This window comes from Streptomyces griseorubiginosus, from assembly GCF_036345115.1.
In the GTDB taxonomy this organism is placed as follows: Bacteria; Actinomycetota; Actinomycetes; order Streptomycetales; family Streptomycetaceae; genus Streptomyces; species Streptomyces griseorubiginosus_C.
This window is the reverse complement of sequence record NZ_CP107766.1, coordinates 8,560,865-8,577,001: the sequence shown is the minus strand read 5'-3', so window position 1 is coordinate 8,577,001 and position 16,137 is coordinate 8,560,865. Positions and strand designations below refer to the sequence as shown.

The following is a 16,137-nucleotide window of genomic DNA, read 5'->3' as shown; positions in this document are numbered from 1 at the left end:
GCGTCCGCCGAGTCAAGCCGTCTGACCTGGGCTGACGCATCCGGGGAACCACGTATTCGAGGTACGTACTACCGGCCGGTCGGGTGCGCCGCGGTGGGTTGCCGTGGGCTGCGATGTGCTGCTGTGGGCTGCCGTGCGCTGCCGTGGGCTGCTGCGGGTGCGAAATCCGGTCCGATCAGCATCTTTTGCTTCTGTATGGTTTGCCATGACATTGCCCTGCGGAGAGGGAGAACGGCGCTCATGACCGCGGTGCCGGTACCGGCTGCCGGAGAGCGGCCCGTCGGGCGGGAGGCCGAACTCGCCCTGCTCGCGCGCGCCGCGGAGCGGCTGGTGGACGGCCGGGGCTCGATCGTGGAGATCACCGGCGAGCCGGGCATCGGCAAGACCCGGCTGGCCCTGACGCTCATGGAACTCGCCGCCCGGCGGGGCGTCCCGGTCGTCCGGGCGCACGCGATCCGCGGGAACACCGTGCCGTTCCAGGTCCTCAGGGACGCCTGGGAGACACGGCGAGGGCCTGGCGCGGAGCCGTTCGACGCGGGCCGGGACCGGATCGCCGAGTGGGCCGGCGGCTGCGTCCTGGTGCTGGACGACCTCCACTGGTGCGACCCCGACTCGGCCGCGGTGCTCGCCCGCCTGGTGCGTTCCGTCGTACCCGGCCCGCTCCTGCTCACCCTGGTCCACCGGCCCGGTCAGACGGCACCCGGCCTGCGGGAAGCGCTGGAGGACGGCGTACGGACCGGCACGGTCACCCGCCTCGAACCGGGGCCGCTCGACCGGGAGTCCGTGGCGACGCTGCTGGCGGGGTGGCGTGTGCCGTTGCCTTCGGAGGCGGCGGCGTGGGGGGAGGCGGGTGCGTCGGGGAGTCTCCTGGCCGCGGGCTCGTCGACGTCGCGAGTGGGGATCGACGCGTCGACGCGCCTCGCAGCAAGCGCGTTGACGGAGCTGTCCCCGGATGTGTCGGCGGGTCTGGCCTTCGATGCGTTGGTGGACCGGCCTCTGGATGCGTCGGTGAGCCTGACCCTGGGCGCGTCGGCGGACCTTGCCCTCGACGACGCGTCAGCAGGCATGTCCCTAGACGCGTCGGCGAGCCTGGTCCGGGACGCGTCAGCAGGCATGCCCCTTGATGTGTCGGCGGACCTGCCCCGCGGCGCGTCCGCGGACCTGCCTCCCGGCGCGTCGGCGGACCCAGCCCCGGACACGTCAGCGCACCTGCCCACGGACGCGTCGGCGAGTCTGCCCGCACACCCATCCGCTGGGCCGCCTCCGCACCTTTCCGCCAGCCCTGAATCGGACGTGCCGGCGCGCCTTGGCGGCAGTCTGTCGGCGCACCCCGGGGGCGGACTCCCGAGGCGCCTCGAAAGGGGCGCGCCCGCGATCCCCCCGTCGCAGGAATTCGTCGCCCGCCTCTGCGCCGCGGCCGACGGCAATCCCCGCTATCTCCGCCTGCTGGTCGCCGCCGACTGGCGGCCCGAGCACTGGCCCGACCGAGCCGGTACCGACCCCGCCGGGCTGCTGCGCGAGGCGAAGGCGCTGGTCGCGGAGCTGGACGCGCTCACGGAGGGGGCGGCGGTCACGGCGTCGGCGGCCGCCGTGGTCGGCAGCCCGTTCCGGCCCGAGGACGTCGCCCAGGTCTCCGGTCTGGGCCTGGACAGCACCCTCGACGCGCTCGCCGAACTGGAGCGGGCGGATCTGGTGCGTTCGGCCGGCTGGACGGGCGGGCTCACCTTCCGCCATCCCGTCGTCGGCCATGTCGCGCACGAGCGGGCCGGGGTGTCCTTCCGGCTGCGCGCGCACCGCCGTGCACTGGAGCTGAGCGCCGGCCGCGCGGGCCGCGCCCACGAACGGGCGCGCCACGCCGAGCACTTGCTGGGCGTGGACGCGGCTCTCGCCGTACGCGCGCTGGCCGAGGGGGCCGCGGAGGTCGTCGTACGAGAACCGGCGACGGCAGCGCGCTGGCTGCGGTCGGCACTGGAGGCCCTGCCGACGGCGGCCGCCACCTCTTCCGGAGCCCCCGCCACGACGACCCGGCCCCACCCAGCCTCCACGCTCCCCACAACACCCACGCCCCCCACACCGGACACCACCCCCACCCCCACCCGTACCGAACTGGAACTCGCCTACTGCCGCGCACTGATCGCCTCCGGCCAGTGGCACGAGGCACGCGCGCGTGTGCATGAGTTGCTCGGCAACCCGCAAGCCGCGCTCGACGCGCGGCAGGCGCTCCAGGCGCACGCCGTGTGTGCGAACGCCGAGCGGCAGCTCGGCCGGTACGCGGAGGCCGCCGCCATCGCCGGTGCCGGTCTCGGCGCGGTGCCCCGGCCGCTGCCCGATCCGCTGTCGGCCGAGGCCGTCGAGCTGATCATCGAGTACGGCCTGGTCCACGTCCTGCGCGGAACGCACGACCAGGCCCGCGACCTGCTCCGGGAAGCCCTGCGCACCCCGGCCGAGACGGCGGACGCGGACCTCGTCGTGCTGCGGGTCCTCAACGCCCTGTGCGCCACGCACGCGGGTGACCTCGCCGAGGCCGCCGACGAGGTCACCCGGTGCGCCCGGCTCGTCGACGCGCTGCCCGACCCGCTCGCCGGCCGGACGCCGGAGACCCTCGCCCTGCTCGGCAGCGCGGAGCTCTATCTGGAACGGTTCGCGGACGCGGGCCGCCATCTGGGCCGGGGACTCGCGGCGGAGTCACGTCCGCAGCGGCCCATCCTGCTGCACCGGCTGCTCGGGCTCGCCGCGGCCGAGCTGTGGACCGGCCGGCTGGACGAGTCCCAGCGGCACGCCCGGCAGGTCGAGGCGCTCGCGCGGGCGCTGGGTGCGCAGCCCGCGGTCACCCTGGCCCAGGCGATCCGCGCGACGGCACTGGTGTGGGCCCGCGGCCGGTCGTACGCCGACGAGGCCGTCGCGCTCGTGGAGGAGGCGGCCGGCGCCGGACCGACCGGGCACTCCTGGTGGACCGCCTCGGCGACGGGTCTGCTGGCCCAGGCGCGGCTGCTCGCGGGGGACGCCGCCGGATGCCGGCGGACCATCCTCGACGGCGGGGGCGGCAGGCGGCTGCCGCTGGTGCGGCCGTTCTCCCGGCCCCTGCTGCTCTCCCTGCTGACGACCGCCACACTGGACTGCGGTGACCACGAGGAGGCGCGGCGCCTGGTCGGCACCGCGGAGGCGGAGGCGGGGCGGCTGGGGCTGCCGGTCCAGGAGGCGTACGCGCAGTGCGCCCGGGCCAGGATCCACATGGCCGACGGCGAGCACGACGCGGCGGCCAAGCTCCTGGAACTGGCCGCGGAGTCCTTCCGGTCCACCGACATGCCCGTGCAGTACGCCTGGACGCTGGCCATGGGCGTCCGGTCCGTGCACGAGTCCCGGGGGGAGGCGACGGCACTCGCCCACCTCGACGCGGCCGAGGCGATCGCACGGGCGCACGCGGCGGGGCTCGTCCGGGAAAGGGTGGCCGACCTGCGGGCCGAGCTGTCGGCGGACGGCCGTACCACACACCCGGTCCGCCTGCTCAGCGACCGAGAACGGGAGATAGCCGAACTCGCGGCGTCGGGTCTGCGCACGCGGCAGATCGCCGAACGCCTCTTCCTGAGCCCCCGCACGGTGGAGACCCACCTGTCCCGCATCTACCGCAAACTCGACGTGTCCTCCCGGCTGGCCCTCTCCGACGTCCTGCGCTCCGCGCCCTAGCGACGACGTCACCGCCACTCCGACACGCGTTCTCGACTTGCCCCGCAATTCGAACACGCGATCTAATCCGACCATGGCGAACCACAGGGTCGACTACCTCACCAGCACCCAGGAGCAGATCCTGCGCTGCATCCGCGAGTCGATCGCCGAGCGGGGCGAAGCCCCCACCGTGCGGGAGATCGGCGCGTGGGTCGGCATGCGCAGCCGGTCCTCCGTCCACTACCACCTGGGCCGGATCGAGGCGCTCGGCTACATCGCCCGGGAGCCGCACAGACCGCGCGGGATCAGACTCACATGACCGGCCCCGCGCCCGATCCGCAGCGCTTCCGCCTCACGGTGTCCGCCACCGGCCGCCCGGTGATGCACGGCTGGTGGTCCCGGGAGAGCACGGCCCGCGACAAGTTCCGGGACTGGATCGGCGCGTACGGCAGGATGCCGGCCGCGCACGTCTGCCTGGTCGAGCGGATCGGGGCCGAAGAGCGGCTGATGGAGAGCTGGCCCGAGGACACCCGGCTCGCACACCGGGCCGAGACCAGCCGCACCACCACACCGAGTCCGAAGGGACCGTGACCCCTACCGCTGCGCCCCCTCAGTACCGTCCACCACCGACGGATGGACGTACCGGCCCTCGTCGAACGGCGTGAACCACTCCCCGAACGCCACGGGCTCGATCCCGAGGGCCGTACCCGCCGCTTCCTCGTCGTCGGCGTCCACCGAGCCGTCGTAGAGCCACTCGTGGTCCATGTCCTCGTAGACGTGGTCGGCGAAGGCGTCGAGCGCGGCCGACACGTCGTCGTCGAGCAGCCCGTAGAGCTCGAGGGTCGCCGTCGCCTCGCGCAGGAGGAACCGCAGGGCGAGTTCCTCGGCCACACAGCCGAGCTGCCGGAAACCTCCGTCGGTGAAGCGGGTGGTCAGGGCGATCACGGTCACCAGGAAGCGGCGGGCGAACCGGGCGTCGTAGCGCAGGGCGTACCGGTCGGGCAGCCGCTCCAGGTGCCACAGGGGCCCTTCGCATTCGGCGACGCTGGTGTCCTCCTGCGTCAGGACCTGCACGTCCTCGAACAGCTCGGCCACCAGGACGTCGGTGGCGTGGACGAGCGCACCGGCGGCGAGTCCGGCGCCCGCCGGGGAGACGGCGGATCCTCCGGCCTCGCCCCCGTGGTCCTCCCCGCCCTCCTCGTCCTGGTGCACGCCGAAGGCGGCAGGGGGGAACGAGCGCAGCCGGTCCGCCAGCTCCAGCAGCCGGTTCCGTACGGACTTGGCCCGTACGTCGGCGTCGTAGTCCTCGCCGGCGCGCTCACCGCTCGTGAGCTGCGCGTGCCGGGCCTTGCGGACGGCCGGGTCGTCGGGCGGGGCGTCGGGGCCGTCGGCGGCGTCGAGGCTCTCCCTGGCGAGATCCTGGTGCAGTTCGACCTCGCACCGTTCGATCCTCCAGTCCGCCAGCAGTTCGGAGCGCTCCAGCAGTTCGTCCACCAGGACCTGTACCGCGTCCTCGGCGAACTCCAGCGCGGGAGCGTCCACGAAGACCTTCAGCAGGGCCCCGTCCGGATGCACGGCCACGATGCTGTCGAGGAGATCGGCCTCCACGCCGTCCGGCCCCTCCAGGGACTTGACGGACTGGAATCCGTCCTCGAGGAGCGCCACGGCGCCGGCTCGCTGGAGGGGGTCCATCTCCGGAGTGCCCTCCGGGATGCGGGTGTCCACAGTCACTACGTACGTCACACCCCGAGCTTGGCAGGAAGTAACCGTTCTGCGCGAAAGAACGGCTGGTCCGCGCGCTCTGTTCGGCGATCAGGTCACCGTCCGGGCATGCCGCGGGCGCACCGCCCCGGTCGCCCGCTTCCCCCGGGATCACTCCGGATGGGCCACCGCCTGCTTCTGGAGCTGTACGGCCGCCACCAGGCTCAGCCTCGGCTCCGCCTTGCGCAGCGCCCGCACCGCCGCGACCGAGGTGATGTCGCCCGTGAAGCCGACGGCGGCCAGGCGGGAGCGGACCCAGCGGGCGCACAGCTCCGTCTCCGTGGCGGCCGCGGTGGACTCGACGAGCGCGGCGGCGCGTTCCAGCCCGGGTCGCTCCTCCGGCGTGGCTTCGACCAGCGCCTGACGCAGGGCGGCGCCGACCACGTCCGCGTCCCGGACCAGCAGCACGAAGTTGTGTTTCTTGTTCAGTCCCGCGATTCCCGACATGCGGATCATGGTGACGGTCATGTCCCGCTCCGGCCAAGCGACTTGAGGAGCATCAGAGACTCGCACCGTGATCCGTCCACGCGACCGCTCCATGGAGATGGTTTCAGATTGAACAGCCACGGGGTAACCTGAAGGTGTACGAAACAGTTTCGTTTGGATGAGGCGTACATGGACGGCAAAGGAGCCACCCGAACCCCGTGCACCCCCCGCGCCCGCCGACGCGGCAGACTGACGCCCGAGCGGGAGGCGGAGCTGTACACGAGCGTCCTCGACCTGCTGCGGGAGGTCGGCTACGACGCTCTCACCATGGAGGCCGTGGCCACCCGCACCCGGTGCAGCAAGGCCACCCTCTACCGCCAGTGGACGGGCAAGCCGCAACTGGTCGCCCATGCGCTGCGCCACGAGAAGCCCGTCGCCCTCGCCGGGATCGACACCGGTTCGCTGCGCGGCGACTTCGCGGCGGTGGTGGACCAGTTGACCGAGCCGCGGATGGAGCGGGACACCGCGCTGCTCCGCGGGCTCCTGCCGGCCGCCCACGCCCACCCCGACCTTCGCGAGGCGTTGCGAGAGCTGCTCATCGACCCTGAACTCACCAGCCTCGACCGGATGTTGGGCCACGCCGTCGAGCGGGGCGAGGTCGCCGCGGACAGCCCCGCCCTGCCCTTCGTCCCACACACCCTCGTCGGCCTGCTGATCGCCCGCCAACTGGCGGAGGACAGACCGGCCGACCCCGCCTTCGTCCGGGACTACATCGACGCGGTGGTCCTGCCCGCGCTCGACGTCTGAGCCCGTGCGTCTGAGCGCGCCCCGGGTGATCCCCACCCCGCCCGCCCCCTCCAAGCCTACGGCGGGGCAGGGACACCCCCGCCTCAGCCCAGCTTCTTCAGCAGTTCCGCCGCCAGTGGTGCCGAGGACGCCGGGTTCTGTCCCGTCACCAGGTTGTCGTCGACGATCACATGCGGAGCCCACGGCTCGGCCTCGTCGACCAGCACGCCCGCCTCGGTGAGCCGGTCCTGGAGCAGCCACTTGGCCTTGTCGGCGAGGCCCGCCTGGGTCTCCTCGGCGTTGGTGAAGGCCGCCACCCGGCGCCCGGCGAACACGTTGGAGCCGTCCTCCCTGGTCGCGGCGAGCAGCGCGGCGGGAGCGTGGCAGACGACGCCCAGCGGCCTGCCGCTCTCCAGGGCGGCGGTGAGCAGCCGGCCCGAGACCGCGTCGACGGCGAGGTCCTCCATCGGGCCGTGGCCGCCGGGGTAGAAGACGGCCGCGTAGTCGTCGAGCCGCACGTCCTCCAGCCGCAGGGGCCGCTGGAGTTCGGCGGCCGAGGCGAGCACCCCGGCGATACGGTCGGCGTTCTCCTGCCCGCCGTTGACCTCGGCGGCGAGGCTGCCCTTGTCCACGGTCGGCACGACGCCGCCCGGGGTGGCCACCACGATCTCGTGGCCGGCGGCCTTGAAGGCCTCGTACGGGGCGACGGCCTCCTCGGCCCAGAAGCCGGTGGGGTGCCGGGTACCGTCGGCCAGGGTCCAGTGGTCGGCGCCGGTCATCACAAAAAGGATCTTCGACATGGGGAAACCGTAGTCCCGCCCTGTCATAGCGGGCCAATAGGCTCACGCATATGAGGGATAGGAACACCAATGGCTCCGGGGAGTCCGGGCAGAGCCCCGGCGCCCCGCTGGACCTGAACCTGCTGCGGACGTTCCTGACCGTCCACCGCACCGGCTCATTCACCGCCGCCGCCCGGCTTCTCGGCCTGTCCCAGCCCACGGTCACCACCCAGATCCGCACCCTGGAACGGCAGTTGGGCCACGAGCTGTTCGAGCGCCGGGCGCGGGGCGTGACCCCGGCGCCGCACGCGGACGAGCTCGCCGCCCGGATCGTGCGGCCCCTGGACGAGCTGGCCGCGGTCGCCGGGCCCGCCGACAGCGCGGACGACGCCCCGGCCGAGCCGGTGCACCTGGCCGGCCCGGCCGAGCTGCTGTCGCGCTGCGTGCTGCCGGGCCTCGCTCCCCTGGTGGACGCGGGGGTACGGCTGCGCATCACGCCGGGCCTGACCGAACCCCTCCTGGGGGATCTGCGGGCGGGCCGCCACGACCTGGTGATCGCCACCTTCCGGCCCCGCGGCCGCACCCTGACGGCCGTGCCCCTGAGCGACGAGGAGTTCGTGCTGGTCAGCTCGCCGGGCCGGGCCGAACGGCTGGCTACGCCGGCTCACCTCCCAGCCGCCCTGCACGGCGTCCCCCTGGTCGCCTACGCCGAGGATCTGCCCATCGTGCGCCGCTACTGGCGGCACGTCTTCGGCAGGCGCCTGGTGCGGCAGCCCGAGGTGACCATGCCCGACCTGAACGCGGTCAAGGCGGCGGTCGCCGGCGGCACCGGATTCACCGTGCTCCCCCGCTACCTGTGCGCCGGGGAACTGGCGTCGGGGGCGCTGGTCCTGCTCCACGACCCGGACGACCCGCCCATCAACACGAGCTTCCTGGTCCAGCGGCCCGGTACCTCCGGCAACCCGCACGTGGGCATGGTCCGCGACCACCTGCTGGCGGCGGCCCGCGACTGGTAGTCCCGCGCAACCGGGGAGCCGAGCGTCCGCGGTGCGAAAGGAACTCGAACAGGCCGTCGCCGTACGGCACACTCCCCCCATGGAGACAGCCGAGTTCATCCGCATCCTGGAGCGGGAAGGCCAGTCGCTCGCGTCGGCCGCCGAGCAGGCGGGCACCGACGCCAAGGTGCCGACCTGCCCCGGGTGGCAGGTGCGGGATCTGGTCAGGCACACCGGGGTGGTGCACCGCTGGGCGACGGCGTTCGTGGCCGAGGGACACACCGCCTTCCGTCCCTTCCCCGACGAACCCGACCTGGACGGGGAGGAGTTGCTGGCCTGGTTCCGCGACGGCCACCGCCGCCTGGTCGACACGCTCGACTCCGCGGCACCCGATGTGCGCTGCTGGCACTTCCTGCCCGCTCCCTCACCGCTCGCGTTCTGGGCCCGGCGCCAGGCGCACGAGACGGCCGTGCACCGCTTCGACGCCCAGGCGGCGCGCGGCGGCACCCCCGACGAACCCGGACGGGTTTTCGCGGCCGACGGCATCGACGAGCTGCTGCGCGGCTTCCACGCCCGCGCGAAGAGCCAGGTGCGCAGCGCCGAGCCCCGGGTCCTCAGGGTCCGGGCGAGCGACACGGACGGCGCGGTGTGGACCGTACGACTGACCGCGGAGCCGCCCGCGACGGAGTACGGCGAGGAGGGGGACGCCGACTGCGAGGTGTCCGGGCCGGCCGCGCGGCTGTATCTGACGCTGTGGAACCGGCTGCCGTTCCCCCGCGTGACCGGGGACGCCTCGGTCGCCGAGCTGTGGCGGGAGCGGTCCGCCGTGGACTAGGAGGGTTGCAACATCCTTGTCAGGACCGCGCGTTGCACGGGAAGGGCGTCGCCGTGCAGCGCGCGGCCCTTCGGGGTGAGCGAGACCCGGACGCCCCGCCGGTCCTCCGCGCACATCCCGCGTTCGACGAGGCCGTCCTTCTCCAGGCGGGCGATCAGCCGGGACAGCGCGCTCTGGCTGAGATGGACGCGTTCGGAGATCTCCTGGACGCGGTAGGCGCAGCCACCGTCGGCCAGCACGTCCAGTACCTCGAAGTCACTTGCGCACAGGCCGTGTCGGTGCAGCGCGCGGTCCAGTTCGCACTGCGTGCGCGCGTGCAGGGCCAGGATGTCCCGCCACTGCTCCGCCAGCGCCTGTTCGGGCTTCTTCGCCACCATGCGCGGCACCGTAGCAGAGAAAGCGGATTATTGCATTGGAATTAAATGCGCTTGCATTCGATGCATGCGCATGTAGTGTCTTCGGCATGACCTCTCCGCTCACCACCCCCGCGGACCCGTCCTCCACGGTCCGCTGGACACCCAGGCTCTGGGGCACCCTGCTGGTGCTGTGCGCCGCCATGTTCCTGGACGCGCTGGACGTGTCGATGGTCGGCGTCGCGCTCCCGTCCATCGGTGCCGACCTGGACCTCTCCACCTCGACGCTGCAATGGATCGTCAGCGGCTACATCCTCGGCTACGGCGGTCTCCTGCTCCTGGGCGGCCGGGCCGCCGACCTGCTGGGCCGCCGTCAGGTCTTCCTGGTCGCCCTCGGCGTCTTCGCCGTCGCCTCGCTGCTCGGCGGCCTCGTCGACTCGGGCCCGCTGCTGATCGCCAGCCGCTTCATCAAGGGCCTCAGCGCGGCCTTCACCGCACCCGCGGGCCTGTCCATCATCACCACGACGTTCCCGGAGGGCCCGCTGCGCAACCGCGCGCTCTCCATCTACACCACCTGCGCCGCCACCGGCTTCTCGATGGGCCTGGTGCTCTCCGGCCTGCTCACCGAGGCCAGTTGGCGCCTGACCATGCTGCTGCCGGCGCCCATCGCACTGGTCGCCCTGGTCGCGGGCCTGAAGTTGCTGCCGCGCAGCGCCCGCGAGAAGGACCACAACGGCTACGACGTCCCCGGCGCCGTCCTCGGCACCGCCTCGATGCTGCTGCTGGTCTTCACCGTCGTCCAGGCCCCGGAGTCCGGCTGGGCCTCCGCCCGCACCCTGCTGTCCTTCCTTGCCGTGGCCGTCCTCCTGAGCCTGTTCGTCCTGGTCGAGCGGCGCTCGCCGGGGCCGCTGATCCGGCTCGGTGTGCTGCGCTCCGGCACCCAGATCCGGGCCCAGCTGGGCGCCATGGCCTTCTTCGGCTCGTACGTCGGCTTCCAGTTCCTGGTGACCCTGTACATGCAGTCGCTGCTCGGCTGGTCGGCGCTGCACACCGCGCTCGCCTTCCTGCCCGCGGGCGCGCTGGTGGCGGTGTCCTCCACGAAGGTCGGCTCGATCGTGGACCGGTTCGGCACCCACCGGCTGATCCCGGCGGGCTTCGCACTGATGGTCGTCGGGTACGCGCTGTTCCTGGGCGTCGACCTCGACCCCGTCTACGCGGCCGCGATCCTGCCGTCGATGCTGCTCATCGGCGCCGCCTGCGCGCTGGTCTTCCCCTCGCTCAACATCCAGGCCACCAACGGCGTCGAGGACCACGAGCAGGGCATGGTCTCCGGGCTGCTCAACACCTCGGTCCAGGTCGGCGGCGCCATCTTCCTGGCCGTCGTGACCGCCGTGGTGACCGCCGGCGCCCCCGAGCACGCCACCCCGCAGGCCGTCCTCGACAGCTACCGCCCCGGACTGATCGTGGTCACCGCCATCGCTGCGGCCGGGCTGCTGATCACCCTCACGGGAGCGCGCACCCCGCGTCGGCCGCGGCAGTCCGTCGTGGTCGCCAAGTCCACTGTGCGGGAGGCGGAGCGCGTCACCGTACGCGACTAGGGGGACGCCTCCGACCCCGTGTGCCCGGCGCGGCCTGCTTGCTGCGCCGGGCACACGGCTGTGAGACTCGAAGGATGGAGACGTACGGGGGACGCCGGAACCAGGCGGAGCGGGATGCCATGACCGTCGAGATCGGATACGCGCTGTGCAGCGCGCTGTTCGCGGCGGCGATCCTGTTCGGGGCGGTGGCGGGACCGGCGCTGCTGTTCGAACTGCCGGGCACCGTGGAGAAGTTGCTGGTACGGGTTGCCCTCACGATCGCACCCGTGGTCTTCGTCGCCCGGGTGATCAGCGTCCTGGTGCGGTTCCGGCGCGAGGGCGCTCAGCCCAGCCAGCCCGGCCGCACCAACCCCGACTCGTAGGCCAGCACCACCAGTTGGGCGCGGTCGCGGGCGCCGAGTTTGACCATGGTGCGGCTGACGTGGGTCTTGGCGGTGAGCGGACTGACGACGAGGCGCCGGGCGATCTCCTCGTTGGACAGGCCGATGCCGACCAGGGCCATCACCTCCCGCTCCCGCTCGGTGAGTTCGGCGAGGGCGCCCTCGGCGGCGGGTTCCTTGGAGCGGGCCGCGAACTCGGCGATGAGACGGCGGGTCACGCCCGGGGAGAGCAGCGCGTCCCCGTCGACCACCGCCCTTACCGCGCGCAGGAGTTCCTCCGGCTCGGTGTCCTTGACGAGGAAGCCGGAGGCTCCGGAGCGGATCGCCTCGAAGACGTACTCGTCGAGTTCGAAGGTGGTGAGCATGACCACCTTCACCTCACCGAGAGCGGTGTCCTCCGTGATGCGCCGGGTCGCGGCGAGGCCGTCCAGCAGCGGCATCCGGATGTCCATCAGGACGATGTCCGGCCGCAGTTCACGCACCTTGCGCACCGCCTCCTCGCCGTCGGAGGCCTCCCCCGCCACCTCGATGTCCGGCTGGGCGTCGAGCAGCGCCCGGAAGCCGGCCCGTACGAGTGACTGGTCGTCGGCGAGCAGTACGCGGATCACCGGTCGTCCTCCTTGGCCTTCACCCCGAGCGGCAGTACGGCGAGCACCCGGAACCCTCCGTCGGGACGCGGGCCCGCCTCGATCGTGCCACCGAGGGCCGCGGCCCGCTCCCGCATTCCGGCCAGACCGTTGCCGCTGCCGCCCGCGTCGGCGCCGGTCGCGGGTCCGTCGTCGTCGATACGGAGCCGTAGCGCGTCCTTGTCGTGGTCGAGCCGCACGCGCGCGTGCCGCGATCCGGAGTGCCGTACGACATTGGTGAGCGCCTCCTGGACGATCCGGAAGGCGGCGAGGTCCGCGCCGGGTGGCAGGGGCGGCGCCGTGCCCTCCACCTCGACGGTGAGGCCCGCGTCCGCGGCCTGGGACGTCAGCTCGGGGAGCCGGTCGAGTCCCGGGGCCGGGGTACGGGGGGCGTCGCCCGGGGTGCGCAGGGTGTCGAGGACCTGGCGGACCTCGCCGAGCGCCTCCTTGCTGGCCGCCTTGATGGTGGTGAGCGCGGTGCGGGCCTGTTCGGGGTCGGAGTCGAGGAGGGCGAGGCCGACACCGGCCTGGACGTTGATGACGGAGATGCTGTGCGCGAGGACGTCGTGGAGTTCGCGGGCGATCCGCAGCCGTTCCTCGTCGGCGCGGCGCCGGGCTGCGCGGGCGCGTTCGGCGCGTTCCCGGGCCCACTGTTCGCGCCGGGTGCGGACCAGCTCCGACACGGCGACGATCGCGACCACCCAGGCCGCGATCACACCCTCCTGCCCCCAGGGGGCGGCGGAGTCCTCGTCCGGCGGCAGCCACTGGTACAGCCAGTGGGCGACCAGCACGTGCCCGGCCCAGAGCATCCCGAGGGCGGTCCAGGCGGCCTTGCGGTGCCCGGCCACGACGGCGCTGAAGCAGGCGAGGGCGACGGTGAGGAAGACCGGCCCGTACGGATACCCGGCGCCCAGGTACAGCAGGGCGGCGAGCGCGGTCCCGAACACGACGAACACCGGCCGCCGATGCCGCCACAGCAGCAACCCCGAGCCGATCACCAGCAGGGCCCGCGCGAACGGATCGAGTTCGGCGCGCTCCCCGACCTGCTGGTGGGCCGCGTAGTTCGAGCCCGCGAGCACGAAGAGGGTCAGCAGCAGGGTGGACGGCCACGGCCACCGGCTCCCCGGCCGCTCACCGCCGAACCGCTGCCACCACGGCGGCCCGTTCCGCCCCCGCCATGGCGAATCGCCTCCGCGCACGCCCCGCACACCGTCCATGACAGCCACGCTAGGGCCCCGGGCCGACCCGGGCGTCCTCTGAGCGGGGTGATCACACGTACTCCCGGGGAAGTACGAGGGCTGTGGCACGGTGCGGCCGAGACCGCTACCGCAATCCCACCCCGCGCCCCAGCTGCCGTACCGCATGACGGAAGAACGGTTCGCGGTCCTCCACGACCCGGGTGAACTGCCCGAACACCTCGAAGCCGACCAGGCCGAAGAGCTGGGACCAGGCCGCCACCAAGGGCGGGGCCACCTCGGGCGGGAGGTCGGGAGCGAGGTCTGCGGCGATGCGGGAGGACTCCGCCCGGAGGTCTTCGGGGACCGGGGGCAGCTCGACGAGACCCGGGCTCCGGTGGGCGTCACGCACGATGCCGATCAGAAGGAGGCCGACGCGGGCGGCGGGCGGGACCGTGGTCTGGGGTGCGGTGTAGCCGGGGACCGGAGAGCCGTAGATCAACGCGTACTCGTGCGGATGCTTCAGCGCCCAGCGGCGTGCCGCCTCGCACACCGCGACCCAGCGCTCCAGCGGCCCCGCCCCGGCGACGGCCTCGTGCGCCCGTTCCGCGCTCTCCCCCAGGGAGTCGTACGCGTCGATGATCAGCGCGGTGAGCAGGTCGTCCCGGCTGGGGAAGTAGCGGTACAGCGCCGACGAGACCATCCCCAGCTCACGCGCCACGGCCCGCAGCGAGAGCTTCGCCGCGCCCTCCGCCGCGAGCTGCCGACGCGCCTCGTCCTTGATGGCGGCGGTGACTTCGATCCGGGCGCGGGCCCGGGCGCCCTGTGCGGTGTTCATAGGGGTCAGTCTCCCACAGAGGCAGAGCAGTGCACACAATCGAGAGCACTGCTCTTGCTTTGGTGCGCCGATCCGTGCAGACTGGTCCCACCGAAAGCGAGAGCACCGCTCTCTCGGACAATGGGGGTCCTCGTGTCCACGCACGTCCAGAAGCCCGGCTGGTTCACGGTCAACGTCTTCAACCGCACGGTGGCCTGGCTCACCCGCCGTGGCCTCAGCGTCTGGGGCTCCCGTGTCCTGGCGGTCCGCGGCCGCAAGAGCGGCGAGTGGCGGACCACACCGGTGAACCTGCTGACGGTGGACGGCCGGCAGTACCTGGTGGCGCCGCGCGGCCATGTCCAGTGGACGCACAACATGCGCGCGGCCGGCGGCGGCGAACTGCACCTCGGCAAACGCGTGGAGGCCTTCACCGCGACCGAGGTGGGCGATGACGACAAGGTCCCGCTCCTGCGCGCCTACCTCAAGCGCTGGAAGGCCGAGGTCGGCGTCTTCTTCAAGGGGGTCGGCCCCGACTCCTCCGACGCCGACCTGCGCCGCATCGCGCCCGACCACCCCGTCTTCCGCATCACGGTCAAGAGCTGACCTCCCCGCCCTCGGGGGCCCCGGCCGGACGCGGGTCCAGCGCCGCCAGTGCCCGCTGGGCCATCGGCCGGCCCCGGACCAGCTCGCCCAGGGTGGTGGCGCCCTGGGTGATCTCCTTGAAGGCGTTCCACGCGGGCCGGAAACCCGTCAGTGCCGCGTGGAACAGGCCGGGGCGGCGCTCGAACGCGGTCAGCATCCGCTTGCCCACGCTCATCTCGACGCCGAGCCCCGCCTTGATGGCGAACGCGTAGTTCAGCGCCTGGCGCCGGGTGTCCACCGCGTCATGGGCCTCCGCGATCCGTACCGCCCACTCCCCCGCGAGCCGCCCGGAGCGCAGCGCGAAGGAGATGCCCTCGCGGGTCCACGGCTCCAGCAGCCCCGCCGCGTCGCCGCACACCAGCACCCGCCCGCGCGAGAGCGGCGAGTCGTCGGCACGGCAACGGGTCAAGTGGCCCGAGGAGATGCTGGGTTCGAACCCGGCGAGGCCGAGCCGCCCGACGAAGTCCTCCAAGTACCGCTTGGTGGCGGCGCCTTCACCGCGCGCCGAGATCACGCCGACCGTCAGGGTGTCCCCCTTCGGGAAGACCCAGCCGTAACTGCCGGGCATCGGGCCCCAGTCGATGAGCACCCGGCCCTTCCAGTCCTCGGCGACGGTCTCCGGCACCGGGATCTCCGCCTCCAGGCCGAGGTCGACCTGGTCGAGCTTCACCCCGACGTGCGCCCCTATGCGGCTGGCGCTGCCGTCGGCCCCGACGACCGCCCGCGCGAGCACCGTCTCGCCGCCCTGGAGGACCACGGCGACCGTGCGCCGGTCCGGCACCGCCGAGCCGTGCTGCTCGACGCGCTGCACGGTGACGCCGGTGCGCAGCTCGGCGCCCGCCTTCTGCGCGTGCTCGACCAGCTGCTGGTCGAACTCGGGGCGGTTGATCAGCCCGAACAGCATCTGCTTGGAGCGCCGGGTGCGCGTGAAGCGGCCGTTGTTCGAGAAGGTGACCGCGTGCACCTTGTCCCGGAAGGGCAGCTCGAAGCCGGGCGGCAGCGCGTCCCGGGAGGGGCCGATGATGCCTCCGCCGCACGTCTTGTACCGCGGCAGCTCGGCCTTCTCCAGCAACAGCACGCGCCGTCCCGCGACCGCGGCCGCGTAGGCGGCCGAGGCGCCCGCGGGTCCCGCGCCGACCACGACGACGTCCCACACCCGCTGCGCGCCGTCCGCCGGAGAGTCGTCCGCCGAGGGAACGGCTGCCGGGGGATGGGCTGCCGAAGAGCCGTCCGCCGAGGGGCCGGCTGTCGAAGAGCCGTCCGCCGAAGGGTCGCCCGCCGAAGAGTTCTCGCTGCTCACG

The 16,137-nt window shown here is 73.0% G+C and carries 17 protein-coding genes; 9 read left to right on the top strand and 8 right to left on the bottom strand.

What is annotated here, in order from left to right; translation table 11 throughout:
- Positions 1 to 240: 240 nt before the first annotated feature.
- The 3 genes from OHN19_RS38690 (at position 241) to OHN19_RS38680 (ending at position 4,254) form a co-directional block, all read left to right on the top strand.
- Positions 241 to 3,684, top strand: a complete 3,444-nt coding sequence (locus tag OHN19_RS38690) for a helix-turn-helix transcriptional regulator (RefSeq protein WP_330268661.1) — start codon at positions 241 to 243, stop codon at positions 3,682 to 3,684.
- A 73-nt stretch (positions 3,685 to 3,757) separates the two neighbouring features.
- A complete protein-coding gene (locus OHN19_RS38685) occupies positions 3,758 to 3,982 on the top strand; it encodes a hypothetical protein (protein ID WP_330268660.1) in 225 nt (74 codons plus the stop codon).
- Complete coding sequence (locus OHN19_RS38680; protein ID WP_330268659.1) at positions 3,979 to 4,254, top strand: hypothetical protein; 276 nt, start codon at positions 3,979 to 3,981, stop codon at positions 4,252 to 4,254. Before OHN19_RS38685 ends, OHN19_RS38680 begins: the two co-directional genes overlap by 4 nt.
- A 3-nt stretch (positions 4,255 to 4,257) precedes the next feature.
- On the opposite strand, the gene OHN19_RS38675 is transcribed toward OHN19_RS38680, so the two are convergent.
- Positions 4,258 to 5,406 (bottom strand): hypothetical protein, encoded by a 1,149-nt coding sequence (locus OHN19_RS38675; RefSeq protein WP_330268658.1) that lies wholly within the window; start codon positions 5,404 to 5,406, stop codon positions 4,258 to 4,260.
- A 129-nt stretch (positions 5,407 to 5,535) separates the two neighbouring features.
- Positions 5,536 to 5,892 (bottom strand): hypothetical protein, encoded by a 357-nt coding sequence (locus tag OHN19_RS38670; protein WP_330268657.1) that lies wholly within the window; start codon positions 5,890 to 5,892, stop codon positions 5,536 to 5,538.
- Positions 5,893 to 6,039: 147 nt separating this feature from the next.
- On the opposite strand from OHN19_RS38670, the gene OHN19_RS38665 reads away from it, so the two are divergent.
- Positions 6,040 to 6,657: a TetR/AcrR family transcriptional regulator gene (locus tag OHN19_RS38665; RefSeq protein ID WP_330268656.1), complete on the top strand. Its 618-nt coding sequence runs from the start codon at positions 6,040 to 6,042 to the stop codon at positions 6,655 to 6,657.
- A gap of 83 nt (positions 6,658 to 6,740) precedes the next feature.
- On the opposite strand, the gene OHN19_RS38660 is transcribed toward OHN19_RS38665, so the two are convergent.
- On the bottom strand, positions 6,741 to 7,436 hold the full coding sequence (locus OHN19_RS38660; RefSeq protein ID WP_330268655.1) for a type 1 glutamine amidotransferase domain-containing protein: 696 nt from the start codon (positions 7,434 to 7,436) through the stop codon (positions 6,741 to 6,743).
- Between the two features lie 50 nt (positions 7,437 to 7,486).
- Between OHN19_RS38660 and OHN19_RS38655 the strand changes: the two genes are divergently transcribed.
- Positions 7,487 to 8,431, top strand: a complete 945-nt coding sequence (locus tag OHN19_RS38655) for a LysR family transcriptional regulator (RefSeq protein ID WP_330268654.1) — start codon at positions 7,487 to 7,489, stop codon at positions 8,429 to 8,431.
- 79 nt (positions 8,432 to 8,510) lie between these two features.
- On the top strand, positions 8,511 to 9,245 hold the full coding sequence (locus OHN19_RS38650) for a maleylpyruvate isomerase family mycothiol-dependent enzyme (protein ID WP_330268653.1): 735 nt from the start codon (positions 8,511 to 8,513) through the stop codon (positions 9,243 to 9,245).
- On the opposite strand, the gene OHN19_RS38645 is transcribed toward OHN19_RS38650, so the two are convergent.
- Positions 9,242 to 9,622 carry a MarR family transcriptional regulator gene (locus tag OHN19_RS38645; protein ID WP_330268652.1) on the bottom strand — a complete coding sequence of 127 codons (381 nt, stop codon included), beginning with the start codon at positions 9,620 to 9,622 and terminating at the stop codon, positions 9,242 to 9,244. The genes OHN19_RS38650 and OHN19_RS38645 overlap by 4 nt on opposite strands.
- Positions 9,623 to 9,708: 86 nt before the next feature.
- Here OHN19_RS38645 and OHN19_RS38640 point away from each other — a divergent pair, with 86 nt between their 5' ends.
- The gene (locus OHN19_RS38640) at positions 9,709 to 11,196 is read left to right on the top strand and encodes an MFS transporter (RefSeq protein ID WP_330268651.1); all 1,488 of its coding nucleotides are present in this window, start codon (positions 9,709 to 9,711) and stop codon (positions 11,194 to 11,196) included.
- A gap of 74 nt (positions 11,197 to 11,270) precedes the next feature.
- A complete protein-coding gene (locus OHN19_RS38635; protein WP_330268650.1) occupies positions 11,271 to 11,558 on the top strand; it encodes a DUF6332 family protein in 288 nt (95 codons plus the stop codon).
- Here the strand turns inward: OHN19_RS38635 and OHN19_RS38630 are convergent.
- The 3 genes from OHN19_RS38630 to OHN19_RS38620 all read right to left on the bottom strand — a co-directional run bounded on the left by OHN19_RS38630 (position 11,519) and on the right by OHN19_RS38620 (position 14,215).
- The gene (locus OHN19_RS38630; RefSeq protein WP_123759018.1) at positions 11,519 to 12,184 is read right to left on the bottom strand and encodes a response regulator; all 666 of its coding nucleotides are present in this window, start codon (positions 12,182 to 12,184) and stop codon (positions 11,519 to 11,521) included. The genes OHN19_RS38635 and OHN19_RS38630 overlap by 40 nt on opposite strands.
- Positions 12,181 to 13,419, bottom strand: coding sequence for a sensor histidine kinase (locus tag OHN19_RS38625; protein WP_330268649.1), 1,239 nt, complete (start codon positions 13,417 to 13,419; stop codon positions 12,181 to 12,183). Before OHN19_RS38625 ends, OHN19_RS38630 begins: the two co-directional genes overlap by 4 nt.
- Positions 13,420 to 13,525: 106 nt before the next feature.
- Positions 13,526 to 14,215: a TetR/AcrR family transcriptional regulator gene (locus OHN19_RS38620; RefSeq protein WP_330268648.1), complete on the bottom strand. Its 690-nt coding sequence runs from the start codon at positions 14,213 to 14,215 to the stop codon at positions 13,526 to 13,528.
- A gap of 132 nt (positions 14,216 to 14,347) precedes the next feature.
- Between OHN19_RS38620 and OHN19_RS38615 the strand changes: the two genes are divergently transcribed.
- Positions 14,348 to 14,797 (top strand): nitroreductase family deazaflavin-dependent oxidoreductase, encoded by a 450-nt coding sequence (locus OHN19_RS38615; protein WP_330268647.1) that lies wholly within the window; start codon positions 14,348 to 14,350, stop codon positions 14,795 to 14,797.
- Here the strand turns inward: OHN19_RS38615 and OHN19_RS38610 are convergent.
- Complete coding sequence (locus OHN19_RS38610; protein ID WP_330269807.1) at positions 14,787 to 15,992, bottom strand: geranylgeranyl reductase family protein; 1,206 nt, start codon at positions 15,990 to 15,992, stop codon at positions 14,787 to 14,789. The genes OHN19_RS38615 and OHN19_RS38610 overlap by 11 nt on opposite strands.
- Positions 15,993 to 16,137 lie beyond the last annotated feature (145 nt).